This is a genomic window from Gilliamella mensalis (assembly GCF_900103085.1).
GTDB classification, from domain to species: Bacteria; Pseudomonadota; Gammaproteobacteria; order Enterobacterales; family Orbaceae; genus Gilliamella; species Gilliamella mensalis.
The window spans coordinates 164696-188278 of sequence record NZ_FMWR01000008.1 but is presented as its reverse complement, the minus strand read 5'-3'; the positions used below and the strand labels follow the sequence as shown (position 1 = coordinate 188278).

Genomic DNA, 23583 nt, shown 5'->3' with positions numbered 1-23583 from the left:
ATTTTAAACTCCAAATAAAATGAATAATTATGATCACAATTGAAAACATAGCTAAACAGATAAAAAAACAAGAAAGCATTAAATTTGTTGATAATAAAGCGGCGGTGTTATTGCCGATCGTGGATATTAATCAACAATTGCATATTTTATTTCAAGTTAGATCGAAAAACCTAAAATGGCAACCGGGAGATATCTGTTTGCCTGGAGGGCGAGTTGAATTAACTGACATCAGCCCCGAATACACAGCCAAACGTGAAACTGTTGAAGAATTAGGTATAGCCCTTAATCAAATAACGATTTTAGGACAATTACCCAAATTTATTGCTACATTAGGCATAATCATTTATCCATTTGTAGGCAAAATAAACTCGCTGGATACTTTACAACTAAACCATGACGAAGTTGAGCAAATTTTTACCGTTCCTATCGAGTGGTTTATTCATAATCCACCACAGTGCGCAACAATGTTTGTTGGGCATAAACCTGCCGATGACTTCCCATTTGATATCATAGCTAACCGTGCACCAGGTTGGCAAAAAAGATCCGAGCATCCAGTCTATTTTTATCAATATCATAATTGGGTTATTTGGGGATTAACCGCACAAATCATTAAGCATTTTATCGAAAAAATTGGCGAATAATTATATCGACAAAATAGTTTAAACAAAGTGATAACAGGTTTAATTAGTACGAAATTAACACCTTTTTTAACAATTTACTTCATTTTAAGCAATTTGTGCTAGTCAATCTGCCATTTTATTAAAATATCTTGAGGATTATTACTGAACGTCTTATAAAGGTAGTTAGTTGTTTTACAATTCATTCCTGCCAAAACAACTATTTGTCTTAACGCTTTTAACAAGCAGACAAGGACAAAACACTGTGGATCTCTACAAGTTGGAATAATCTTAAGCAATACTATAAATCTGTAAATTAAATAAGCGTTAAACAGTGATTTTCTATTTTAATAATCCAAAAGTGAAGGACTCAATCATGAAACGTTTCACCAAAACATCTATTGCTTTAGCTGTATTATTATCTTTACCTGTTGCCAATCTTTATGCTGCTCAACCGTTAACAGCTAAAGAAAGCAGTCTTTTAGTACCATTGAAAGAAATCTCGGTAACCGGGAGCTATTTACAAGCCGATAATGCTGCTGATGATATTTCGCGTGCTGCCGACGAAGCAGGTGCTAAATATTATCATATTACAGCAATGGAAAGCCCAGCTAATGGGACTTCATCAGATCGCGCTATCGTTTATGCCAATATTTATCAATCTAACGCACCAATAGCCGTCCAGAAAGATGAAACAACTTATAATGGGGTGGTTTCTTATGAACGTTCAAAAGCCCTTTACTATTTACCATTTGAAATTGTTAAATTTAAAGGTAATTACAATAACACTTCTGAAATCACCCAAGCCGCAAGTAAATTAGCTGCTGAAAAAAATGCTTATGCGTTTTATATCGATTCAATTTCGTCTGCTGATATCAATAATCAAGCAGAAGACATTGAAGTTTCTTTATACAAACAAGAGGCTCCAGTTAGAAATTATATCGTTACCACCGCAATAGAAGGTCAAGATGCTTACGAAATCAGCAGCGAAGCGTTTAAACACATGACCCCATACAACACAATTAGCTTCCATGGTGTATTTAACAATACAGCAGACATTAGTGCGGCCGCACAAAAACATGCTATTGCTAATGGTGCACATTTTTATTATGTAAAAGAAGTATCAACCAATGCTGCAAGTACAGCGCAAACTGTTTTTGTAAATCTATATAAATAATTTTGTACTTTAATTAAATAAAATAACACCACGTGAGCAATACGCTTTGCCCACGTGGGCTTCTAGTAAAAAAATGCAGATAAATTATTAATTTTAGTAAAGCCACTTATTTTTATTTAACATAAACAACTTAAACATCCTTACTAAATCTGTAATATTCCATTACGCAAATCTTATTCAGCAAAAAATTGATATTTTAATTTTAACTAAAACTACAGTTTAATTTAATAGCATAAAAAAAGATTCAAGTAGGCAATTGATTTTATTGACTGATGCACAGGGATTCGAATCTACCAATGCGGAATTGGAATTCTCATACTGTCTTTTTAAAATCAATGGTTTATAAAAAAATCAATTGGTTAAAATCTGAATATAACTGATGAAAACCGAGTATAACCGAACTTAACCGCCATTTAACCGCCATTTATTTTATATTAGATAATGGATTTAATATCGTTGCTTCTTCTAGGTGATCAGGGGCGAGGTGGGCGTATCTCATTGTTGTTTTTATGTCTGTATGACCAAGTATTTTTTGTAAAACTAGGATATTGCCCCCATTCATCATAAAATGACTCGCAAATGTGTGGCGCAATACATGTGTTAATTGTCCGTCTGGTAACGCTATCCCTGTTCTGTCAATTGCGCTTTTAAATGCGTTTTCATGTGTGCCACTAAAGATTTTGTTGTTTTCTTTTGGGATCTGTTCATATAGTTCTTTTGTTATTGGTACTGTTCGATTACGTCTTCCTTTGGTCTTGATGTATGTAATTTTGTATGGCGTGATTTGAGATAATTTTAGGTTGGCTATTTCTGACCACCTTGCCCCTGTAGAAAGTCCTATTTTTACCATTAATGATAAATGTATAACGTTGCTATTTTGGCATTCGTTTAATAATAGTTTGATTTGGTCATTGGTCAAAAACGCCATTTCTGATTCATCAGTTTTAAACTGTTTGATATTTTCAAGGGGGTTTGGGCGTTCCCACTCTCCTAATCGTGTCAATTCATTAAACATGGCTCGAAGATAAACCAATTCGAGGTTTAACGTGCGTAATGATACTGTTTTTACTGATTCGGTTCTGTACAGTTCGCCATTCATGCGTTTTTTTCGATAATCGGTAAAGGTTTTGGTGGTAAAATTACCCGCTATTAGATCACCTGTTGATTGACAAATAAATTCAAGTATCTTTCTTACTCGTTCACCGTCTTTGAGTGTTTGTCCATGTGATTGATACCATGTATTAACTAAATCAGATAATCGCCTACGATCTTGCTTTTCAGCAATCCACGGCTTAGTTGCTGCTTGTTCATCAATATACGCCTGGTAGGCAAGCGCTTCCCCTTTTGTTGTGAAGGTTTTGCGAATTCTACGCCCACTTTCCAGGTATTTTTCAAATAGCCATTTACCGTTATTTTGTTTTCTGATACTCACGTTATATTAAGACTCCTCAGGATCTTCCACGGTAGTATAACCTTGTTTGGGAATGTTTGGCATATGAGGAAATGCCATACGAAGAATACCTTGTTGGGTTAATTGTTTAACATACCCTTGTCGTAATCTATCAGGTGTTCTATTAACTAGTATAGCAAGAGCAGATAATGAGATATAGTGTCCTTTACAAAGTGAAATTAAGACTGTTTTCATTTCATCAAAGTTAATTCTCTTTTTTATCGTTGGTCGAGCTATTTTTTCTAAGCTTTGTCGGAAGTTATGGTCAAGTTGTGTCAATTCGAATATAAATGGTTTGTCTACACGTTCATCTATTATTCTTCCAAATGAATCTTTGTTGGTTGTTGAGTTTTTATGATGATTGGATGAAGTGTCGTTGTAACCGGAGTTAGGCTGCTTATAACCGGAGTTATTATTTTTATAACCGCAGTCGGTATCGTTATAACCGGAGTTATTGCCCTTTGATGTCAAAGGCGCTGCGCTTTTAATTACATTATCTGTATCTATTTGACTATCATTAATATTAAGAATATCTTCTGGCATGAGTAATTCTTCTTCACCAAATAGCTTATATATTTTATTTTTTTTCTCTCCTTGAGATACAAGAAATCCTTTTCTTTCTAAATTAGGTAAGGCGAGTGTGACTTCTCTTGAATGCTTAGAGGTTAACTCACAAGCTCGTTGGTGATTTATCCAATTTTCTTGTGCGGTTGTTGCTAATATCATTTTTTCAAAATCATCTAATTTTGAAAAGTTGTCATGTCCGAATTTTTTAATTAAATAATCGACAATATTATCCGGTATTAAGCTCGTTGTTGATAACTCTAATAAAGTCTGCTCGATATCATATCTTTCTCTTAAATTGGGCACTTTCCAATTAGCTTGTTCCCAACCTGAGTATATTCGTGGAATACCAGAACCGGCTCGCTCCCCTAAACCAATATATAAAAACATTTGATGCATTTTGGGGTTGCGACATTCACTGTTCCCGCCTTTTATGGCATCTTCTTTAGAGATGAGCATTAAACCGGGATTTCGAAATCCAAACAGATCAGGTCTTTTAACCACTAAAATCGAAACTCTGCCGGTTAGGTAATCAGCGTGAACTAAGGTATTAACTAAAGCCTCACGAAGTGCTTGATGTATTTCAGAATCAGATTGCCGTACACCATCTTTAATCTTGAAAGGCACTTTTAAATCAGATACTAATTTAGGATAAATAAGTTGATAAAAATCAAATACATTACCTGACCAACTACCATCATAAAATACGCGATCTATCCAACGTGTATCTATTTTATTTTCAGGTCGTTCTATGTAGTCCAAGGCATATTTGGGGTTAAGTTCAGTAATAGCATCCCATTTACCAAACATGAGTAATCCTGCAATGGTTAATCCGTCTTTTTTCGTATGTCGATCTTTTCTCCAACCACCAATTTTACTTAAAAATGAAAGTAAATCGCCTTTTAAAAAAGGATGATCTGGATGCCTAGCAGAGAATAAATTTCTGTATTGTTGCAAGCTTTTTATGTCGATGTCATCCATCGTAAAATTATCTAAAATGCGTGAGTCTGTTCCTTGTGGATCTTGCTCTACAATCATTTGCCGTATTTTTGCTTCATCACATTTAATATCACTGTCATTCATTCTAATGTAAGCATTAACTAGGCTATTGTTAATATAAATAGGTTTTTTATCTCTTGCTGCTGGATGAATACGAATAATTAATATCGTTTTGTTATCAATTTTTTTTTCTAAAATATCCTTATCAGTTAATAAATTATAATTAACTTTTTCTTTATTATTTAATGAGGTAACTAACTCTTTCTTTATTTTGGTTACATCTTTAATACCAATAAGATTAAATTTATTGGATTTTTCTTCCACGCCAAGAATAACCCAACCACCTTTAGAATTTGCCATTGCTGAATAAGTGGGCCAGAAATCTTTGGGTAGCTGCCCTTGGTGATCTTTCCCTTGTGCAGATTTAACCTCGATTTCTTCTGTTTCGGTTAAAGATTCAATATCAGCGAGCGTGTTTATTTCAATCATGATATTCACCTAAATATTTATCAGATCAACTTAGCTTATAAATCATTAATTGCTTACCGGCTTATTCCACACAGGTGAAATGCAAATGTATCAATTTTTTGGCAATTATGAGCGATACAACTGTGCATAAGCGGTTGCCTATTTTGATTAGATGTTATATTTATGCCTTGAAGATAATGGACAATGCGAACTAAAAGTTCTTTATTTTTATTCATATCTGTAAAGTTTAATTTATCTACCACCCGAACGCTCACTCATCTTTTATCATTAGTCTTTTTTTAAAATACTACCTTTCAATAATTGATATTCATCATTAGTTATTGCACCGCTATTTTTTAACGCCACAATACGCTCTAATTTTTCCAATGTTTCATTGGATATTTCGATTGATTTTTTCTCTGTTTTTACGCCGTCAATGTTCGATTCACCTTCGCCAGTACAAAGCCATAATAGATTAGCACCCGTATCTAATGCGCACTGTATTATATATTCTGCAGGGATTGTATTTCGCACTACCCTATTGGAAAGAACGCTAATGCCAACACCAAAATATTCACATAACGCTTTCATTGTTTTTAATCTGTAAGCGCTAACCATTCTATCTATTATGTTTTTAGCACTGTCGAACTGAATCATATTAACTCCAAAAAATACCAAAAAGAAAAAACATACCCATAAGGTATTGACACAAACCTAAAAGGTAATCATAATAAAAAATACCGATTCGGTTATTTTTTTATCCTAATCAAACCGAATATAACTGAATATAAACCATAAAGAGGAAATGATGCACTATGAAACAAGATTTATCAATAACTTTCGGTGCGGCATATATGACTGTTGAGGAATATGCAAAACACTCAGGCATGAAAGAAAAAACCATAAAAGATTATGTCCACAAGGGTTATTTACCAATTCGAAAAAAGACTATCACCGGCAAGCGCTCAATCATTTTAATCAATAACGCAGCGTTAGTTGCCGAAGCGCTCGCAGACAGAAGCCCAACAATTAATATTTAAAAGGTTTAGACATGAGCCACGCAATCTATTTAAGCCCTAAAGTCGCAAATAAACCAGTTTTAATTTATATCCAAATTAACAACCATAATCCTAAAGGTTGGGTTGAGAAGCCAAATGGGCATGTCATTAAATTGCATCAGCCGATAACAGGTGATCAGCATGAACACAACGCAAAACAACCAAGCAACTAATCAACGCAGTATTTTGCGTGAGTTTCATCAGATATTAAGCGGTAAGCGTAGTTTAGCCAGATCGGCTTTTAACCGTTTAAAGCCGGGTCAAAAGCGTTTACTGCTGAGCGCATCAGGCATCGAACAGCGTACAACAACTATTTACAACGCAGATAGTCAATTTACCCACACTTGGGAGATGCGTTATGACGATCTGAACGACAAAGAAATTGATGCGCTAAAAAAAGGTTTGCGTCGATTGCAATCAATCATTGATGCGTTTGCAATTTGCGAAGAGCAGGATTTTATCAAAGAAACGAAAAAGGTGGCATGAATGAAAATAACTACATTATCTGGCGATGCATTATTGCAAGCGTTAAAACAAGCAAAAGAAGAAACCAAACGTGGACTATGTGACGTATTTACAGCAAAACTTGAACGGTTAGCCGCTCACATTCGTACTGATTACTTAACGGCCTCTGAATCTGCCCAACTCCTTGAACAAGAAGCCGAAGCGATGCGATGCGAAAATTATGAGCATGATTCCTGATGCGTGATGTTATCGACCAAGCCAATGAGATTGCTCAATTAGAGCTTGATCATCTCATTGCGGAGCGCAAAACGTTTCAAGGTGAATCAGCAACACACTGCATTGAATGTAACGAGCCGATCCCTGAAAAACGCCGGCAATTAATTAAAGGATGTCAACTTTGTGCAGACTGCCAGCAATTAAATGAAATGCAAAGGTCAGTTAGCAGAAAACAAAGATAAACAAATATGGTCGGAATTTAATACCCTGCGCTCAAATTGTCATTGGTTAGCAACATCTAACAATAACTTTAATAATACAATTGAGAATAAAAAAATGTTTAATAGATTTCCAGAAAATTCACATAAAATCATAAATGTAGAAGCTACTTTATTTGAATTAATTGCCGGTTATAACCAGCGAGTGATTATCGTTCCTAAAGAGCAGTCTAATACCTTAAACCACAACTCAATTTTTGGGATTTCATGTGGTGATGCAGTCATAATTTGTGAAACCATTGGTGCATATGATTCAGATGTTGATCGATCATTCGATATTATTGAATTTGAAATCAAAGACGCATAAGCAAAACAAATTTCACTTATCAATCATCTAATTGGGGCACTTGCCCCAAATCTTTTCAATCTCAAATAACATACATCTGGATTAAGGAGTATCAATGAATATTAAAAAATCATTTTTAAAATGGCCAGGGGGAAAGGGGCGCATTATAGAATTATTACGACCTCATTTACCTACCAATGGACGATTTATCGAGCCATTTGTTGGTGCAGGCAATGTTTTTATTAATGTTGATGCTAAAAGTTATATTTTAGCAGATAACAACCCTGATTTGATTAACGTTTATCGATGGTTAAAAAGTGATTCAACCCTCTTGATAAATGAAACAAAAGCACTTTTTGATAGCCAGATTGATTATTATGATTTAAGAAGCCAGTTTAATTTATCCCCTAAAAGGCATACCTTAGCACAGGCAGCAAAATTTATTTGGTTAAATCGACACTGCTTCAATGGTCTTTGCCGATATAACAAAAATGGCAACTTCAACGTGCCAAAAGGTAAATATAACAATATCTATTTCCCCAAAGAGGAACTTATCAAATTTAGTAAAAAATTATGTGATGTCGATGTTGTACTTGTTGCATGTGATTTTAAATCAACCATTACGCATGCAAAATCTGGCGATATTATTTATTGCGATCCGCCATACCTGAGTCCGTTTAATGGATCATTTGTAGGTTATACTCCCAGCGGTTTTGATTACTCCAAAACTCAAGCGTTAGCAAATTGTCTGTTTGATGCAGTTAAGCGCGGTGCAATTGCCATTATTTCCAATAGTGATAATCCTCAAACACGTGAACTATTTAATAAATTCAAAATTCACGCAATCCAAGCTCCACGTATGATTGCCGCTAACGGTAACCGAAAGCTGGCAACAGAAATTATTGGCGTGTTAACACCAGCAATGATTTAACCACTGACTATACAAAGGAGCTAACAAAATAATGAAATCCACATTTAAAACCATTTTACGATCAAATTGTGCCACATCAGCACATCACACAATTAACGCCATGATTGCTGCTGACAATAAAGCGACAGTAATAGAATAAAAAATTCAAAAAGGTAATAAAAAGGCAAAAAGGTGCACTAGCCCACAGGCATAACACGGCTCGCAGCCCGCTAAAAAGATTTTTAATAAACAAGGTAGCAAATAATATGACCACTATCACGCAACTCCCCCCTCTTAGCAACAGGGCTAAATTTGCCCTGCTTTGTGGTATGCGTGATTTTTACGAAACCGTCGGCAAGTTTTTGCCAAGCAAATCTATTCAACCTAAATCACAATATGCCACAGATCGCAAACCACCAAAAGATTTAACAATTATCGAACGTCCGCTTTGGGAGCAAATCCCGGATGAGTATGACTATTTCCACCCCTATTTTAGTGATACGCCTCAGTTCATTGGCAGATACTTCGCCCGAAAATACCTAACACTATATCAAGAAAAAGGCGCAAAAACGGCTAACACCTATTTGCGAACCAGTGGGCTAACTCGCTGCACTGAAGTGCAAAAAAAATATTCATTAAATACCGGTAAAAGCCTAATCGCTCAAGCATTCTATAAACAGCTATCGATATTACCAACCTTAGATAAAGTCGATGTTGAACAGCTTGGTGGGCAAATTGCTAGCTATATGCAAAATCTAATCATCAAATTTTTAGAAACAGATGAATTTAAGTTAAGCAATAACGCCCATGAACTGGCTATCTATAAATTTGCATTAGAGCAGCTCAAGCCGTTAAAAATTACAGCACCCTACTTTGCTGATTATAAAAAAGATGAAATCAGTGAACAGCAAATTGTTATCGCCTTAGCAAAATTATCAGATGATAGCTGGTGGCAAAGCAAGTTAAAACGCACTTGGGCTTTTCAACGAGAACACTTGGCTATTGCTGCCGGACAAGTTCAGAAATCCGCAAGCCCATATGCCAGTCGCACATGCGTAGGTGAATGGAGAGAGCAAAAAAGGAAAAATCGGGAGTGGCTGAAAAATCAATGTATAGAAAATACTGAAACGGGTGAGCAATTCGAACTCGTTTTACAGGTCGATAAATCCAATGCCAACCCAGCCATTCGTCGTTGTGAGCTTATGGTCCGTATGCGAGGGTTTGAAGATATTGCGGATGAATTCGGCTACGAGGGAGCATTTATTACATTGACTGCACCGTCAAAATATCACGCCGTACATGCTAAAGGTGGATTTGTCAAAAACTGGAACGGCGGTACACCACGGGACGCACAACGTTACCTATGCGGCGTATGGGCAAAAATCAGGGCAAAGCTCAATCGTGAAAATATCAAAATCTTTGGATTTCGAGTTGCCGAACCCCATCACGACGGCACACCACATTGGCATATATTGGTTTTTATGCTACCTGAAAACAAAGATAAAGTTCATAACATTATGTACTCGTACGCACTAAAAGAAGACGGCAACGAACCGGGCGCACAAGAAAACCGTTTCAAGTTTGAGAATATCGAAAAAGAAAAAGGCTCGGCAACCGGCTACATTGCCAAATATATTTCTAAAAATATTGACGGTTATCAACTTGATAACGAAGTCGATGATGAAACCGGGCAAAACTTAAAAGAGATGGCGAAGAACGTAACGGCGTGGGCTAGCCGTTGGGGTATTCGTCAATTCCAACAAATCGGCGGCGCGCCGGTGACTGTGTGGCGAGAACTGCGTCGGCTCGGTAGCCAAAAAGTTGACAGCGCTGCAATCGACCCTGTGCTTGCGGCAGCTGATGCGGGCGACTGGGCAGCATACACACAATTACAAGGTGGCGCTATGGTTAAGCGTAAAGAGTTGCGGGTCAGGATTGCATACGAAGAAGCACAAAACCAATTTGAGGAGGACGTCAAAAAGATTAAAGGGGTATTTTCCCCGATTATTGGCATGGTCTCTTTTATCTGTACACGTCTGATCAAGTGGGCTATTGTCTCTAAAAATAGGAGCGATAGCGACGCTCGGAGTTCTGTCAATAACTGTACGCAGATTAAAAAATCATCGCAGTACGATCGGCGTCAAAAAGTGATAAATGCGCTAAAAAAATACCAAATAAATTACAACCCGCATCAGTTAAATCATCTTTTGGCGGGGTTAGAACTAAAATTTAGTGACAAATTGCTCATAAAATGGGTTAACGACAAGTTGATTATCATCGATTTACGCCAAAAATAGCGCGGAATAGAGCCAAATATAGGTTGGAATAGCTAAAATTTGTAAAAAATATTCAGGATTGTATACCGTTTGAATATTAAAACGATAGATATAGTTACATAAAGTGCCTCTGCTTATCTAACGGCTAAGCAAACAAGATCACCTAATAAGATAAACTATTTAAAACTCAACGAGGGTTTTGAGCATATTGTTTTCTGTTTACATTGTTATAGTTTTTTCTATTCCTTTATTTTGATACTCTCGGGTCTGATAATCAGCCTTTTTAATCGCTTGTTATGCAAATTTATCGTTTGGTCTATTCAATAACCATATTTTTTATCATGCTTACCTCAATCTTCCACAACTGGTCAATAACTTCGCCGATTATTAATGGGATAAATTAATCGTAGCTTATTTAAACTGCGATTGATATTTGAAGAGATCGAAAAAAAATAACGTTTCTTTTAGCTAATCACTTGATAACAATCTGAAAATATGTAATATTTTGCTATATATGTAATCACGATTAATGATGTACGGAAAAACAATGGTGGGACGGGACCGTCACAACGCTACATCTAAACAGTGCGATTATTGCAGTGCAAAATCATGTACATTTCTGGCGGTTAGCCAACAAGCCGAAAGCTTTACATCTATAAATGAGTTAACAAACGAATTAATCAATAACGAATCAACGTATTGAATTCTATATAAGCAAGCGGTTTATTGATGAATAAATTAATTTTAATGTAACCGCAAAAGCAAAAAGCGAATATAGACAGAACGGACAATGTATATCGCAATGCACATTATGCAATTTGTGATATTTTAGGCAAATGACGATCAACCCTACAATTGATTTAATGATTGTTTATGCAATGTCAAATAAACCGTTGATGCCCTAGCCTATAGCATTTTTAGCAAACCCCAAAAGCTTGCTGAAATTATCTATCAAAATAACTCAATGCTATAAAAATCACCTGCAATATTGCCAATCAATACCGTGTTAAATGTGCCCGAAGCAGTGCCTGAGCAACATACGTTTAAACTAAAATGAGATTAATGGAATGACAGAACAAACTACAACAACATTCACAGCTATTATCAACCATTTTTTGATATCGGTTATCTATCCAAATATCGAAAATGGCGTTATTTTAGGCGCACTTTGTGGCTCAATATTACTGGTAATTAGTGAAGATCGCATCAGCACACTTCGCCGTATCATCCTATTTTTTATCTCTTTTTCGATAGGCATGCTACTGTCCGAAATGACGTTAAATCTATTGATACCGTTCTTTCCATCGAATATTCAACCAACAATACCACTCGGATTTGGGGCATTAGTCTCCTCGGCGGTGAGCGTCAAACTACTGCTTTGGATAATCAAAAAATTTGATGACCCAACCGACATATTTAATAACTTTAGAGGAAAAAAACCATAAATGATAACAATTGAACTATTACAAAATATCGCCAACAAACTTGGCATTGAATTAGCCATAATGCAGGCTATAACAAAAGTGGAATCTCGATCAGCAGGCTTTCAAAAAGGGTTACCGGTAATCTTATTTGAGCGGCATATTTTCTATCGCCAGCTACAAAAACAGGGATTTAATGTCGAACAGCTTGCTAAAAAACATCCTGATTTAGTCAACTCATCTGCAGGCGGTTACTTAGGTGGAATAAGTGAAAATTATCGATTAGCACAGGCAAAAAAAATTGATATTGATTCGGCAATCGAAAGTACTAGTTGGGGGCTATTCCAAATCATGGGCTTTTACTGGCAATTGCTCGGTTATCCCTCAGCCCAGCACTTCGAACAACATATGATTGAAAGCGAAGCACAACAGTTAGATGCGTTTTATCGTTTTATCTCGCATCAATCAAATTGTAAACTATTAAAAGCGATGAAAGATAAAGATTTTTCAACGTTTGCAAAACTATACAACGGCCCAGCCTACAAAAAAAATAACTATGACATAAAACTCAAGGAGGCATACGAAAACTATGCAAAATAGACTGACAAGCAAACTGTTACCCTGGTTGCTATTGCTTATTTGTTTGTTATTTAGCTATTTTCAAAATCGGCTATTGAGCACCAAAAATAAACAATTATACGCCAGCAATCAGCAACTACAGGATGATAAGCAAACATTAATTGAACTCATTGATGTTAAAAACAATGAATTTATTAAACTCAGCGATCAGTATCAAGCCAATGAGCGCAAACTAATCGCACAAAAAAATCAACTGCAAGTAGCAGATACGTTAAATCGTCAATATCAACAACAATTGGAGCAACTTATTAATGAAAATGAACAAATACGTATGTGGTCTGATAGTGATCTGCCCGATACTGTTAAACGGTTGTACACACGGCCAGAAATCAAAGGAAGTACAGATTATCAAAGCTGGTTGTCCAGTCGTAACACCCTGCTATCTTCCCATGAATAATTTAAGACATAATCGATCATTACTTGATGATAACCAAGCAATCTTAACAGCATGGCATCAATGTGCGTTACAAGTCGAAATAATTTACCAATGTCAGCAAGAACAAAATCAACACTAACATTAAAAAAATTAACTCGCTTTAAAAAGTACTCGAAGATTGTAATAACAAGAAAAAACACCTATCATCGACGGCTAACCGTTGTTAACGTATTTACACAAGTATGTTAATAATAATAAACAACACTGTTTCCAACAGTGTGCTTGTTAATATTTAGTTATTTAAATTCAGCCTAATTCCCACACAGCACCAACAAATAAATGCCCAATATAAATAAAAAAACTGAACCCTGTAAAATCACAGGATTCAGCTTTTGCCATAAAAATAATTTATAGACCTTTAGATTTCAAGCGTGCAGCATGTTCTAAATAAAGTTTTACCGGATCTGGTTTAATCGGATGCACACCAGCAATTTGATTGACTGCATCGAAATGGTCCATCTGGTAGTTAGAACTGATAACTTTACCCAAGTGAGTGCTATAACGGCCAACCAGACCATCATTTTGTCTACGCTCTTTTTTGAAGAAAGTACCTAATGCAACCAAAATAGCATGCGATGGATCTGCCATATTTAAACCTTCATTAAGTGGTTTTGATTTAATAATACCACTCCAAGAATAGTAGTAAACACCATTAGTTTCTAGCTCTTTACCCTCACCACCCCATCGTTTAGGTAGACCTTGCGGATATTTTTTATTAAACGCTTTAGTACCTTTAGTCGACAAGCTTTTTAGGGCGCTTCTAAAATCTTGTGGTAAAAATGGCTTAGTACTAAATAGACCAACAAACTTCATAAATGTTTCAACAATCACATCAGCAGTAGGGCCAACCAATTTGCCAGAAAGAATTTCCAACATTAAATCTGCAATTTCAGAACCGAAATTCACACCATTTACAGAAGTTACTGAACCGACAATTTCAGGATGGATCGCAGCAACATAACGGCTCGTAGGCGCACCTTGGCTATGACCAATCAGATTTACTTTTTGGGCACCCGTTTTTTTAAGTATTTTTTTAACTTCAGCCAGCAGCTGTTCACCACGTGTTTCAGTTGAATTGGTAGCTGAAATTGCAACAGTATAAACTTCAGTACCTTGTTTTCTTAAAGATTCAGCAATATTAAAGAAATATGGATATCCCATAATTCGGTCGAAACCAAATAACCCATGGACAAGTACGAGTGGATATTTTGTTTTAACGAGTTTTTCTTTAGGTTTAATTTTATACATCTAAACTTCCTTACTTATTATTATTTTATAATTATTGTTATTTTATTATTGTTATTGTTGTCTAAAAACTTCACAAAAACGTTTTGAAAAAAAGAATTAAAAGCGGTTACCTTGTATTTATCTCGTATGGCAATGTTTTTACGAAGATGACGACCGCAAAAAAAACGATATCACTTTCGACATAATAATGCAAATTTAATTTACAAAAAATTTAGTTTATTTTACAAATAAAATTCTAAGCGTAATGCGATATAACTTAATAACTCTATTGCTGGCATCAACTCGGAACTATATTAATGGTGTTTATCGTTCATTTAATTATTTTGGTGGGGTTAATAATATTTAATGTTAAATATTCAAACTGCACAGGTTCGTGTAAAAAAATCTTTGTGCTGTTTATAGTAATTAAAAAAATGGTTGTTAATAAATATAAATAAAAAACGGGGCTTTCCCCCCGCTATTATTGATTGCCTTTAACTTCAGAATCATTTCTACTTTTAATCTTCAATAATAATTCATGCAATAAACACAACCCTATTTTTATATCATCTTCTGATAGCTCTGCATCTATCATTAATTTATTAACAAATTCGGCTTGCTCTAGTTTAATATGATTTGTTACTTCACTTCTTTCACCCATCGCCTATCCCTCTTTATACTGTAATTATATACAGTATATTTATTATAAGACTGATTATCAAGTAGAAATTTTACAACTTATAGGTCAATATTCTAATATATTAATATTTAAAATATAAAACCACATAAAAATCAGGAATAAATTAAAATATTAACACAATAAATAATTAGATCATTTTTAAACCAAAAGCAACCGCCATTTTACCGCCATAAAATAAACAATAAAAAACAACTATAAAAAAATATATTTCAACAAATTGATTTTAATTTATTTATTTTAAATTATTTAGGTTTTATGAAATACCAATGCGGAATTGGAATCCGCTTTGGAGATATTCGATTATACCGCAGTAAAAAAGTGATATTTAATACAAGTTGTGAGGGTTGAAGCAGATAGTTTTCTAAATTGGAATTTGAATCTCGCGTACAGTTTATTTCACTATGCCTATAGTGTGATAACTAAAAAGGTGAAACATGAGAAAATAAATTGAATAAGAAAAAATAAAACGCCGATTATATTGAAATGGCTGGGGTACCAGGATTCGAACCTGGGCGTGGCGGGATCAAAACCCGCTGCCTTACCGCTTGGCTATACCCCAATAAAGGATAGAGTTTAAGATTAAATGGTGCGGGTGGAGAGACTTGAACTCACACACCTTGCGGCGCCAGAACCTAAATCTGGTGCGTCTACCAATTTCGCCACACCCGCACTGAATACTTCCGGTAAAAGTACTATCTAATCTTTGTGGTGGCTACGACGGGATTCGAACCTGTGACCCCATCATTATGAGTGATGTGCTCTAACCAACTGAGCTACGTAGCCATTTCATTCGCAACGTCGTAAGCAACACTGCGAGGCGCATTATGCTTGTGTTACGCCAAATCGTCAACCCTTTTTTTAAGATATTTTGAAAAAAAGTGACGATTGATTAAGATGCAATCAAATCCAGTTTAATAACGCTTCAATTCTCCTTTTTTGCAACTCAAAATAAATTTGTTTTCCTACATATCCTTCAGCAAGGATAGGTTGCACATTAACTTTATTGGCTATTTCATAAGCATCTTTTAAATAATTTCCTTGTTCAAATGATGTTATTTTAGCAAAAGCTTGGCTTGCAATAATTAATTGTTCAAGGTGCAAAGGATTGCGCCATACATCTATACTATTTAGTAAAGAAACAATTTGCTCAGCAGATAGTGTTTGCACTCGCTCAAGATCGTTACGATATTGCTGAACCATGATGGCAACTTTCGTATAGTTGTTGGGTACTTTAATTTTTCTACATAACGCTTCGACTGTTGACTTGTTAGGTAACTGAGCACACAGCACGGCAAAACGGATAGTTAAATCGTCAGTTAACAAGGCTGATTTTTTTAGTGCTTCAATAATATTGGTAGTTAAATCTAATGATGGAAACAGTAATGTAAGTGCTCCACATTGTGCCAGTACTTGAAAATAGATTTGAGGATTTAAAGCCGATAAGGCCTTTTCGGTTTCCTTCCATATGCGTTCTGGTGTTAGGTAACTAACTTCACCAGCTGATACCATCTGTTTCATTAGTTCTAGAGTTTGTGGCGCGACTGTAAAATCTAACTGATGAAAACGCGCTGCAAAACGCGCCACACGCAATATACGTAGTGGATCTTCTCGGAAGGCTGGTGAGACATGGCGTAAGACTTTATGTTTAATGTCATCAATACCATGATAAGGATCGACAATATTGCCGTTTTCGTCCATGGCAATGGCGTTAATAGTTAAATCTCGGCGAATCAGATCTTGCTCTAATGTAATTTCTTTACCAAAATCGCAAATAAATCCAGTATAACCTTTACCTGATTTGCGCTCAGTGCGAGCCAATGCGTATTCTTCTTTTGTATCGGGATGCAAAAATACTGGAAAGTGTTTACCGACTTGTTGATATCCCAAAGCCAAAAGTTCGTCAGGTGTAGCACCAACAACAACCCAATCATGGTCGGAAACAGGCAAATGTAACAATCTATCGCGTACACTTCCGCCTACAAGATAGATTTTACTCATCTATCGCATCCAACGTTCTTTTTTGCGTCTGCTAGTGATAATGCTTGGTAATATAAGCCCTAAAATAAGCCCCCCTCCAGCAACAAGACCACCATAAGTAAACCAAGTTACAATAAGATCACGACGTTTATCATCAACTTGATTTAGCATTGACTCAATTCTTGCTCCTTGCTCCTTGACCTTTTCCTCTAAAGCTTCATTTTTATTTTGTAGTGTTTCAATTGATTTTTCGGCCAATTGCAACTTTTGGATATATTCACTCACCAATTTTTGTTGATTTGCCTCAGCGTTATCAACTTTATCTTGATATTCTGCAAGCTTTGCTTCTAATAATGGAAAGCGTTCTTTATAGCTAGGTTCTTCATTTAATTTAGCAGTTTCAATCCAAGCTGCACGACCATTTTTAAGCTGGATGCGAGTGTATTTACCATCTGCGCTTTTTTCAAGCTCGATGACCTTTTCGCCGGCTTTCACTGCGTTAGAAAACGCATATTGTGAGCCAGGACCACGATGCAAATAAACATCAACATTATCAGTCACATATTTGTCTATAGCGTAAGTATCAAAAGAAATCGCAAAAAGTGAAAGCATCGCAATAATATTTTGTTTTTTCATTACATTCCTAAATAATTACCCATAAATGATGACATAATAACACAAAAAAACAGCAATTCGCATATTCATTTTATGATAAATGGTTTTAAAGTTTAAGACTAAGATAGTAACTACCACAAATGAAATCGTTTACATTTTATGAGATCTTAATCACAAAATATAAAATTTAAGATACTGTTTGAGACAAATAGCCCTTATTTTATAGGAGTAATTAAATTATAAATTTGGAGCCATTATGAATTACCGTCTTAAAAATAGCTATATCGATGTCATATTTCACACAACACCTTATCCTGAATTATGTTATTTTGGTAAACGATTACAAAACTTACAATCTGAGGTTGTTGACTTGCTAATCCCGGCTGTACCTAATTCTCGTATAGATGTCCATGTACCATTTACCCTTTGTCCAGAAGAAGGATTAGGTAATTTTAGTACACCAGGACTTGAAGGTCACCGAAATGGTAAAGATTGGTCTCCCGTTTTTACTACCAAAGAAGTTAATCAAACCGATAATGACATTACCATTATTAGTGAAGATAGCATTGCTAAACTCCGTTTGACCAACCATTTCATTTTAGATAACAGCGGCGTGCTACAATGCCAAAATACTTTAACCAATTTGGGAGACGAACCATATCAAGTTAACCGACTTTCGGTTACGTTACCCATTCCTGAACGTGCACAAGAACTAATGGCATTTAGTGGTCGTTGGATTAAAGAGTTCTTCCCTCATAGAACAAAAATATCACACTGCGGTTATTTACAAGAAAATCGTCGAGGTCGAACATCACATGAGTATTTCCCTGGTATGATGATTGGTACGGAAGGTTTTAAAGAACAAACAGGAGAAGTCTGGGGAGTCCATTTGGGTTGGAGTGGCAACCACCGAATTCAAGTTGCCGTTAAAAGTAACGGTAAGCGTTTTATTCAAGCCGAAGCCCTTTATCTTGCTGGTGAAATATCTCTGGCTAAAGGTGAGTCGTTAAGCACACCTTGGTTATATGCAACCTATAGCGATGAAGGCTTAAATAAAATGAGTCAGCATTTTCATCAATACTTGCGTAATAATATTATTAAGTTTTGTCATAACAAATCTAGACCAGTCCATCTTAATACATGGGAAGGCATCTTTTTTGATCACAACCCTGATTACATTATGAAAATGGCCACTAAAGCGGCCCAAATTGGTGTTGAACGTTTTATTATTGATGATGGCTGGTTTGGGAAACGTGATGATGATTATCAAGGGTTAGGAGATTGGTATATTGATAAGAGAAAATATCCAAACGGATTAGAACCAGTAATTAAACACGTTAAAGACCTTGGTATGGAATTTGGTATTTGGGTTGAACCAGAGATGATTAATAAAAACTCAGATCTTTATCGTGCTCATCCAGATTGGTTGCTCGAGCTACCAGGTTACCATCAACCAGAAGGTCGCCATCAGTATTTGCTGGATTTACAAAACCCTGATGTTTTTGAATATTTGCTTGAAAGACTAACATGGTTACTTGGTAGTTATGATGTTGATTATATAAAATGGGATATGAATCGAGAAATTGTGCAACCAGGTCATGAGAGTAAGCCTGCAATTGTAGGTCAAACTAAAGCGCTTTACCGATTACTTGATATTTTGCAAGAAAAATTCCCGAATATTGAAATTGAATCTTGCTCATCTGGAGGTGGACGCATTGATTATGAGATTTTAAAACGTACACAACGTTTTTGGACTTCAGACTCTAATGATGCATTAGATAGACAAATTATTCAACGAGGCATGAGCTATTTCTTCCCTCCTGAAGTAATGGGTGCACATATTGGTGGTGCATTATGTCATACCACATTCCGCGAACTACATATGAATTTGCGTGGTCTAACAGCCTTATTTGGTCATATGGGTGTTGAACTCGATCCAGTAAAAGAGTCTGAGCAAGAACAAAAAGGGTTTGCGCATTATATTAGTTTACACAAACAATTGCGCCCTTTATTACATAATGGTAGCTTTGTGCGTTTAGATGTTGATGATACTCCAGCGATGCAAAGTTATGGTGTTGTCAGTCAAGACCAAAAAGAAGCTGCATTTATTATTGCTCAACTAACATTACCAACTTATGCTTTAAGTGGCAATTTGCGATTGTCAGGTTTGTTAGCCGATAAGCAATACCAAATTGAGGTGCTAGATATGCCTGATAATATCGATCCTAAAATAAACGGTCATGTGATGAAGGCTTTACCGCAATGGATGATGACTGAAACAACACTGTCTGGTGATTGGTTAATGAATGTAGGCTTACCTTTGCCAGTGCTTGATCCTGCAACAGCAATGTTAATAAAAGTGACCAATAGGTAATATTATTAACACTCTTAATTTAATTGTTTAACAATAAATAAGGGGGAATTAACCATATCGCTAATTCTCCTTAATTTTGAATTACTACTGAGAAAATTTAGGTTGTTAATACATTAATGATATTATTGGCAAACATTTTTTGTTACCTTATGATGGCTAATTTAGTCATATATCAAAAGTGTTGAAAACTAATAAGCTTAAAGTACCAGCCAAAAGATCATTAACTTGCGTTTTATGCGCCTATTTTGTCTTATATTGTTTATAATCAACAAAACTCTATATTGACAAACATTAAACATAGAAATTATAAATATTTTATTAGTAGTAATTAATTAAAAGGTTTTTTATGGCGACAATAAAAGATGTTGCACGTTTAGCAAAAGTTTCTGTTGCAACCGTATCCCGCGTGATTAATAACGCAAATAACGTACGAGATAATACGCGAAATATCGTAAAAAATGCCATGGAAAAGTTAAATTACTATCCAGATGCTAATGCGCGAGCTTTGTCACAACAAAATTCGAATACCATTGGTATTATTGTAGCCGATGTTTCAGATCCGTTTTTTGGAGCAATGGTTAGCACCGTTGAAAAAGTTGCTTCACGAACTGGGCATTTTTTGTTGATTGGCAATGGTTATCATAATGAGCAACAAGAATATAATGCCATTACCCAATTAATTGAGCATCGCTGTTCGTCGTTAGTTGTGCACGCCAAAATGATCCCCGATAATGCACTTAAGAAATTGATGCAACAAGTGCCTGGGATGGTTCTGATTAACCGTATCTTAAAGGGATTTGAAAAACGCTGTATTGCGCTTGATGACCGTTACGGTTCTTATCTTGCCGTCAAGCATTTAATTCAACATGGGCATACCAAAATTGGTTATTTATGTTCAAATCATAACATTTCTGACTCATCTGATCGTTTACAAGGTTATAAAGATGCTTTATTAGAACATGGAATCGATGTTAATGAGAACTTGATTGCTATTGGCTTACCCAATGAAATAGGTGGAGAACAAGCAATGATGTCGTTGCTTGAAAGAAACTGTCATATCACCGCAATCGCTTGTTACAACGACTCAATGGCAGCTGGTGCAATGTCGGTACTTTATGAGAATGATATTAAGATTCCAAATAATATTTCGATTATTGGATTTGATGATCTTGTTTTATCGCGTTATTTACACCCTAAATTAACCACTATTCGTTACCCATTACAAACAATGGCAGAACAAGCCGCTGAATTAGCATTAAAGCTGGCTAAAGGTGAAGCTCCACCATCAAATTTAATTAATATTTTTATACCAACACTTACCAAACGTTATTCAGTAAATTGTATAAAATAGTTAATATTTAATGAAATTTACACATCCAGTATATAAACATCAACAAGCTATTCACTTTTCATCTGAACTATATAAGTAACTTTGACTTAATAATAGTTCAGATGATGAGTTTAATATTATCTCCTATTATGTGAAATTGTCATTAAAACCATACTTCTGTTTGTACACCAAAACTAATTTGATGATCTTTACCATTAAAATCAAATTGACTAATATCATTTTGCAACGCTTCTATATAAGAAACATAAAAACGGATATCAGGTCGTGAAGATAAAATACTTTTTCCAACTTTGAATGAATGATAAAGTGTAGTTTTATATCCTTCTTCAACATAAGTTTTACTTTTGACTTTATTCTTTTGCCTAAAGTAACCTAGTTCAATACCACTTTGGTTGTAAGTGTCCCATATATAAGCGGGTCTTATTGCTGATTTAAAGCTGGTAAAATCAGTATGAGGAAGATTAAGATCATAAGAGTAAACATCATTACCTGAAGTTAACGCCAAAGCATGAGCAACAATAATATCATCGCTTAAATAGGCTTCACCTTCTGATACTAAGCGATAAGCTTTACCACCAGTATGCGTACCAATATAGTCGTTATCCGAATTGCTAGCAAACTCTGGATTATTAGTATTAATGTTAGCTAACTGTGAAGCAACGGAATTGGTTGCTGTCTGTAATGTAAACTGATTAAATCCACCAAAAAATTCATTTTGACGCAAAACAAAGCTACCAAGCCAAGCATTTTTAACAGATACATTATCTTGGATTTTAGATTTATTGGGTGCTGAATAACGCGCATTCACACCAAGCGTTGCACCTTTCCATAATGGAATATCACGATAGCGGATTTCTAGTTCGTTTAAATCAACTTCTTCTTTTTTATACTGGGTAATTTTATTCCCATTACCATCATCTTTAACGACTTCTTTTTTATTTTTTACATTTACATCTGCTCTAACTAAAGCTAAATCAAGTGTACCCATTCCAAATTTAAGATTTTCAATACCTATCCCCCCGCCTGCTGGCGTTTTTTGCGTTTTCCAATCAAGCATTTGTATTTCATTATAAGGTAAAGAGTGTTTACCAACCCATAATTTTGCATCAGGAAAACGTGGCACAAATCCTTTTGTTTCTAAATAGATATCTGAAAATTGCATCAGATTATCATCTTGAGTATTAAATAAACCCGCAGCTTTATTTGTTGCAACGTTTCCATCAATCATAACAATTGCATCAACGCGTCTGCCATCTTGATCATAGACTTTTTGCTTAAAGATAAGATCATACCAACCACCATATTCATTACCAAATCGACCTAATGCACCTTCTGCATAATTTTTAGGTTTACCATTACTTGAGGTTGACCAACCACCACGAAAGTAGCCATTATAAGAAAATCCTATTTCATCTTTAATATAATCTTTAAATTCAGCTAAAGTAAATGAGGTTTTTTCTGGATAATTTTCACTTTGTATGGTTTCAGCTTTTGGTGTGTTAACAAGTACAATTTGATTATTACTTACTTGTACAGGACTAACAGGCGCCTGTTGTTTTATAATTATTGCTTTTTGACTATTTTTAAGCGATTTTTTCTGATTATTGATAACCATTTGTTGTTTTTGAAGATGATTATTTAATTGAGCAAGCTGTTTATTAGACTCTATTACTTGCTTTTTCAAATCATTAGACTCTTGACTAAGTGCTAATAATTTTTGCTCTAATAACGCAATTCTTGCTTCTAACTCATCTTGAGTTGCAGCCATAGCATTTGGTACATAACACAAGCCCAGCATCGTTATTAAAACAATTCGTTTTAGCTTCACTTTACATACTATTTTTTTTGATAATTTCATTTTTTCCCCTACTCATTATTTTAAAAATATATATAAACATCTTTTAAATTTGAGACAAAAAAAAACCTAAAGAATAGTTATAACTATTCTTTAGGTTTTGCCCGCTAGAAGTCGGTAACAATCCAATACCTTTTAATAGGTGGTTTCAATATAACCAATAAAAACGACTATTCAAAAACTAAATACTAATATTGTGATTGATATCACATTAAAAATTATCA

General features: G+C 35.2%; 24 protein-coding genes and 3 tRNA genes. 16 read left to right on the top strand and 11 right to left on the bottom strand.

What is annotated here, in order from left to right:
- The first annotated feature begins 29 nt into the window (after window positions 1–29).
- The gene (locus BQ5209_RS04810) at window positions 30–641 is read left to right on the top strand and encodes an NUDIX hydrolase (protein WP_085247413.1); all 612 of its coding nucleotides are present in this window, start codon (window positions 30–32) and stop codon (window positions 639–641) included.
- 352 nt (window positions 642–993) lie between these two features.
- Window positions 994–1794 (top strand): YdgH/BhsA/McbA-like domain containing protein, encoded by an 801-nt coding sequence (locus BQ5209_RS04805; RefSeq protein ID WP_085247412.1) that lies wholly within the window; start codon window positions 994–996, stop codon window positions 1792–1794.
- 424 nt (window positions 1795–2218) lie between these two features.
- Here BQ5209_RS04805 and BQ5209_RS04800 read toward each other — a convergent pair whose 3' ends face one another.
- The 3 genes from BQ5209_RS04800 to BQ5209_RS04790 form a co-directional block, all read right to left on the bottom strand.
- A complete protein-coding gene (locus tag BQ5209_RS04800; RefSeq protein WP_085247411.1) occupies window positions 2219–3226 on the bottom strand; it encodes a phage integrase in 1008 nt (335 codons plus the stop codon).
- A gap of 6 nt (window positions 3227–3232) precedes the next feature.
- On the bottom strand, window positions 3233–5296 hold the full coding sequence (locus BQ5209_RS04795) for an RNA/DNA-binding domain-containing protein (RefSeq protein ID WP_085247410.1): 2064 nt from the start codon (window positions 5294–5296) through the stop codon (window positions 3233–3235).
- A 267-nt stretch (window positions 5297–5563) separates the two neighbouring features.
- The gene (locus BQ5209_RS04790) at window positions 5564–5932 is read right to left on the bottom strand and encodes a helix-turn-helix transcriptional regulator (protein ID WP_085247409.1); all 369 of its coding nucleotides are present in this window, start codon (window positions 5930–5932) and stop codon (window positions 5564–5566) included.
- Window positions 5933–6090: 158 nt separating this feature from the next.
- On the opposite strand from BQ5209_RS04790, the gene BQ5209_RS04785 reads away from it, so the two are divergent.
- From BQ5209_RS04785 to lysC, 12 genes are all read left to right on the top strand, one after another.
- The gene (locus BQ5209_RS04785) at window positions 6091–6315 is read left to right on the top strand and encodes a helix-turn-helix domain-containing protein (RefSeq protein ID WP_085247408.1); all 225 of its coding nucleotides are present in this window, start codon (window positions 6091–6093) and stop codon (window positions 6313–6315) included.
- Between the two features lie 11 nt (window positions 6316–6326).
- Window positions 6327–6506: a hypothetical protein gene (locus tag BQ5209_RS04780; protein ID WP_085247407.1), complete on the top strand. Its 180-nt coding sequence runs from the start codon at window positions 6327–6329 to the stop codon at window positions 6504–6506.
- A complete protein-coding gene (locus tag BQ5209_RS04775) occupies window positions 6475–6819 on the top strand; it encodes a hypothetical protein (protein WP_085247406.1) in 345 nt (114 codons plus the stop codon). The genes BQ5209_RS04780 and BQ5209_RS04775 overlap by 32 nt, the downstream gene beginning before the upstream one ends.
- Window positions 6820–7035 carry a DUF2732 family protein gene (locus BQ5209_RS04770; RefSeq protein WP_085247405.1) on the top strand — a complete coding sequence of 72 codons (216 nt, stop codon included), beginning with the start codon at window positions 6820–6822 and terminating at the stop codon, window positions 7033–7035.
- Window positions 7035–7256, top strand: a complete 222-nt coding sequence (locus tag BQ5209_RS04765) for a TraR/DksA C4-type zinc finger protein (protein ID WP_085247404.1) — start codon at window positions 7035–7037, stop codon at window positions 7254–7256. The genes BQ5209_RS04770 and BQ5209_RS04765 overlap by 1 nt, the downstream gene beginning before the upstream one ends.
- Before the next feature lie 94 nt (window positions 7257–7350).
- Window positions 7351–7599 carry a hypothetical protein gene (locus BQ5209_RS04760; RefSeq protein WP_143421849.1) on the top strand — a complete coding sequence of 83 codons (249 nt, stop codon included), beginning with the start codon at window positions 7351–7353 and terminating at the stop codon, window positions 7597–7599.
- A gap of 94 nt (window positions 7600–7693) precedes the next feature.
- Complete coding sequence (locus BQ5209_RS04755; RefSeq protein ID WP_085247402.1) at window positions 7694–8509, top strand: DNA adenine methylase; 816 nt, start codon at window positions 7694–7696, stop codon at window positions 8507–8509.
- Between the two features lie 245 nt (window positions 8510–8754).
- Window positions 8755–10785, top strand: a complete 2031-nt coding sequence (locus BQ5209_RS04750) for a replication endonuclease (RefSeq protein ID WP_085247401.1) — start codon at window positions 8755–8757, stop codon at window positions 10783–10785.
- Window positions 10786–11831: 1046 nt separating this feature from the next.
- A complete protein-coding gene (locus tag BQ5209_RS04745) occupies window positions 11832–12209 on the top strand; it encodes a putative holin (protein WP_085247400.1) in 378 nt (125 codons plus the stop codon).
- Window positions 12210–12785 (top strand): N-acetylmuramidase family protein, encoded by a 576-nt coding sequence (locus tag BQ5209_RS04740; RefSeq protein ID WP_085247399.1) that lies wholly within the window; start codon window positions 12210–12212, stop codon window positions 12783–12785.
- On the top strand, window positions 12775–13221 hold the full coding sequence (locus BQ5209_RS04735; RefSeq protein ID WP_085247398.1) for a hypothetical protein: 447 nt from the start codon (window positions 12775–12777) through the stop codon (window positions 13219–13221). Before BQ5209_RS04740 ends, BQ5209_RS04735 begins: the two co-directional genes overlap by 11 nt.
- Window positions 13109–13339: an Rz1-like lysis system protein LysC gene (gene lysC / locus BQ5209_RS10875; protein ID WP_244168443.1), complete on the top strand. Its 231-nt coding sequence runs from the start codon at window positions 13109–13111 to the stop codon at window positions 13337–13339. The genes BQ5209_RS04735 and lysC overlap by 113 nt, the downstream gene beginning before the upstream one ends.
- Before the next feature lie 269 nt (window positions 13340–13608).
- Here the strand turns inward: lysC and BQ5209_RS04730 are convergent, their stop codons facing one another.
- From BQ5209_RS04730 to BQ5209_RS04700, 7 genes are all read right to left on the bottom strand, one after another.
- Complete coding sequence (locus BQ5209_RS04730; RefSeq protein WP_085247397.1) at window positions 13609–14508, bottom strand: esterase/lipase family protein; 900 nt, start codon at window positions 14506–14508, stop codon at window positions 13609–13611.
- A gap of 460 nt (window positions 14509–14968) precedes the next feature.
- On the bottom strand, window positions 14969–15148 hold the full coding sequence (locus BQ5209_RS04725) for a hypothetical protein (RefSeq protein ID WP_085247396.1): 180 nt from the start codon (window positions 15146–15148) through the stop codon (window positions 14969–14971).
- A gap of 523 nt (window positions 15149–15671) precedes the next feature.
- Window positions 15672–15746 (bottom strand) — tRNA-Gln (locus tag BQ5209_RS04720).
- Window positions 15747–15771: 25 nt separating this feature from the next.
- Window positions 15772–15856 (bottom strand) — tRNA-Leu (locus BQ5209_RS04715).
- A 37-nt stretch (window positions 15857–15893) separates the two neighbouring features.
- Window positions 15894–15970, bottom strand: a tRNA-Met gene (locus BQ5209_RS04710).
- A gap of 117 nt (window positions 15971–16087) precedes the next feature.
- On the bottom strand, window positions 16088–17185 hold the full coding sequence (locus BQ5209_RS04705; RefSeq protein ID WP_085247395.1) for a multifunctional CCA addition/repair protein: 1098 nt from the start codon (window positions 17183–17185) through the stop codon (window positions 16088–16090).
- Complete coding sequence (locus BQ5209_RS04700; RefSeq protein WP_085247394.1) at window positions 17186–17800, bottom strand: TIGR04211 family SH3 domain-containing protein; 615 nt, start codon at window positions 17798–17800, stop codon at window positions 17186–17188.
- A 235-nt stretch (window positions 17801–18035) separates the two neighbouring features.
- Between BQ5209_RS04700 and BQ5209_RS04695 the strand changes: the two genes are divergently transcribed.
- Both BQ5209_RS04695 and BQ5209_RS04690 read left to right on the top strand, forming a co-directional pair.
- Window positions 18036–20153 carry an alpha-galactosidase gene (locus BQ5209_RS04695; protein WP_085247393.1) on the top strand — a complete coding sequence of 706 codons (2118 nt, stop codon included), beginning with the start codon at window positions 18036–18038 and terminating at the stop codon, window positions 20151–20153.
- Between the two features lie 346 nt (window positions 20154–20499).
- Window positions 20500–21504, top strand: a complete 1005-nt coding sequence (locus BQ5209_RS04690; protein ID WP_085247392.1) for a substrate-binding domain-containing protein — start codon at window positions 20500–20502, stop codon at window positions 21502–21504.
- A gap of 142 nt (window positions 21505–21646) precedes the next feature.
- Here BQ5209_RS04690 and BQ5209_RS04685 read toward each other — a convergent pair whose 3' ends face one another.
- Complete coding sequence (locus tag BQ5209_RS04685; RefSeq protein ID WP_085247391.1) at window positions 21647–23362, bottom strand: carbohydrate porin; 1716 nt, start codon at window positions 23360–23362, stop codon at window positions 21647–21649.
- Window positions 23363–23583: the final 221 nt, after the last annotated feature.

What these genes read in the sequence shown, in the direction of transcription:
- BQ5209_RS04790 (WP_085247409.1), bottom strand. Translation starts at nt 5,932, where the DNA reads ATGATTCAGTTCGACAGTGCTAAAAACATAATAGATAGAATGGTTAGC.
- BQ5209_RS04765 (WP_085247404.1), top strand. Translation starts at nt 7,035, where the DNA reads ATGCGTGATGTTATCGACCAAGCCAATGAGATTGCTCAATTAGAGCTT.
- BQ5209_RS04685 (WP_085247391.1), bottom strand. Translation starts at nt 23,362, where the DNA reads ATGAAATTATCAAAAAAAATAGTATGTAAAGTGAAGCTAAAACGAATT.
- BQ5209_RS04795 (WP_085247410.1), bottom strand. Translation starts at nt 5,296, where the DNA reads ATGATTGAAATAAACACGCTCGCTGATATTGAATCTTTAACCGAAACA.
- BQ5209_RS04705 (WP_085247395.1), bottom strand. Translation starts at nt 17,185, where the DNA reads ATGAGTAAAATCTATCTTGTAGGCGGAAGTGTACGCGATAGATTGTTA.
- BQ5209_RS04690 (WP_085247392.1), top strand. Translation starts at nt 20,500, where the DNA reads ATGGCGACAATAAAAGATGTTGCACGTTTAGCAAAAGTTTCTGTTGCA.
- BQ5209_RS04740 (WP_085247399.1), top strand. Translation starts at nt 12,210, where the DNA reads ATGATAACAATTGAACTATTACAAAATATCGCCAACAAACTTGGCATT.
- BQ5209_RS04700 (WP_085247394.1), bottom strand. Translation starts at nt 17,800, where the DNA reads ATGAAAAAACAAAATATTATTGCGATGCTTTCACTTTTTGCGATTTCT.
- BQ5209_RS04730 (WP_085247397.1), bottom strand. Translation starts at nt 14,508, where the DNA reads ATGTATAAAATTAAACCTAAAGAAAAACTCGTTAAAACAAAATATCCA.
- BQ5209_RS04760 (WP_143421849.1), top strand. Translation starts at nt 7,351, where the DNA reads ATGTTTAATAGATTTCCAGAAAATTCACATAAAATCATAAATGTAGAA.
- BQ5209_RS04775 (WP_085247406.1), top strand. Translation starts at nt 6,475, where the DNA reads ATGAACACAACGCAAAACAACCAAGCAACTAATCAACGCAGTATTTTG.
- BQ5209_RS04770 (WP_085247405.1), top strand. Translation starts at nt 6,820, where the DNA reads ATGAAAATAACTACATTATCTGGCGATGCATTATTGCAAGCGTTAAAA.
- BQ5209_RS04725 (WP_085247396.1), bottom strand. Translation starts at nt 15,148, where the DNA reads ATGGGTGAAAGAAGTGAAGTAACAAATCATATTAAACTAGAGCAAGCC.
- BQ5209_RS04750 (WP_085247401.1), top strand. Translation starts at nt 8,755, where the DNA reads ATGACCACTATCACGCAACTCCCCCCTCTTAGCAACAGGGCTAAATTT.
- BQ5209_RS04780 (WP_085247407.1), top strand. Translation starts at nt 6,327, where the DNA reads ATGAGCCACGCAATCTATTTAAGCCCTAAAGTCGCAAATAAACCAGTT.
- BQ5209_RS04755 (WP_085247402.1), top strand. Translation starts at nt 7,694, where the DNA reads ATGAATATTAAAAAATCATTTTTAAAATGGCCAGGGGGAAAGGGGCGC.
- BQ5209_RS04695 (WP_085247393.1), top strand. Translation starts at nt 18,036, where the DNA reads ATGAATTACCGTCTTAAAAATAGCTATATCGATGTCATATTTCACACA.
- BQ5209_RS04785 (WP_085247408.1), top strand. Translation starts at nt 6,091, where the DNA reads ATGAAACAAGATTTATCAATAACTTTCGGTGCGGCATATATGACTGTT.
- BQ5209_RS04805 (WP_085247412.1), top strand. Translation starts at nt 994, where the DNA reads ATGAAACGTTTCACCAAAACATCTATTGCTTTAGCTGTATTATTATCT.
- BQ5209_RS04745 (WP_085247400.1), top strand. Translation starts at nt 11,832, where the DNA reads ATGACAGAACAAACTACAACAACATTCACAGCTATTATCAACCATTTT.
- BQ5209_RS04810 (WP_085247413.1), top strand. Translation starts at nt 30, where the DNA reads ATGATCACAATTGAAAACATAGCTAAACAGATAAAAAAACAAGAAAGC.
- BQ5209_RS04735 (WP_085247398.1), top strand. Translation starts at nt 12,775, where the DNA reads ATGCAAAATAGACTGACAAGCAAACTGTTACCCTGGTTGCTATTGCTT.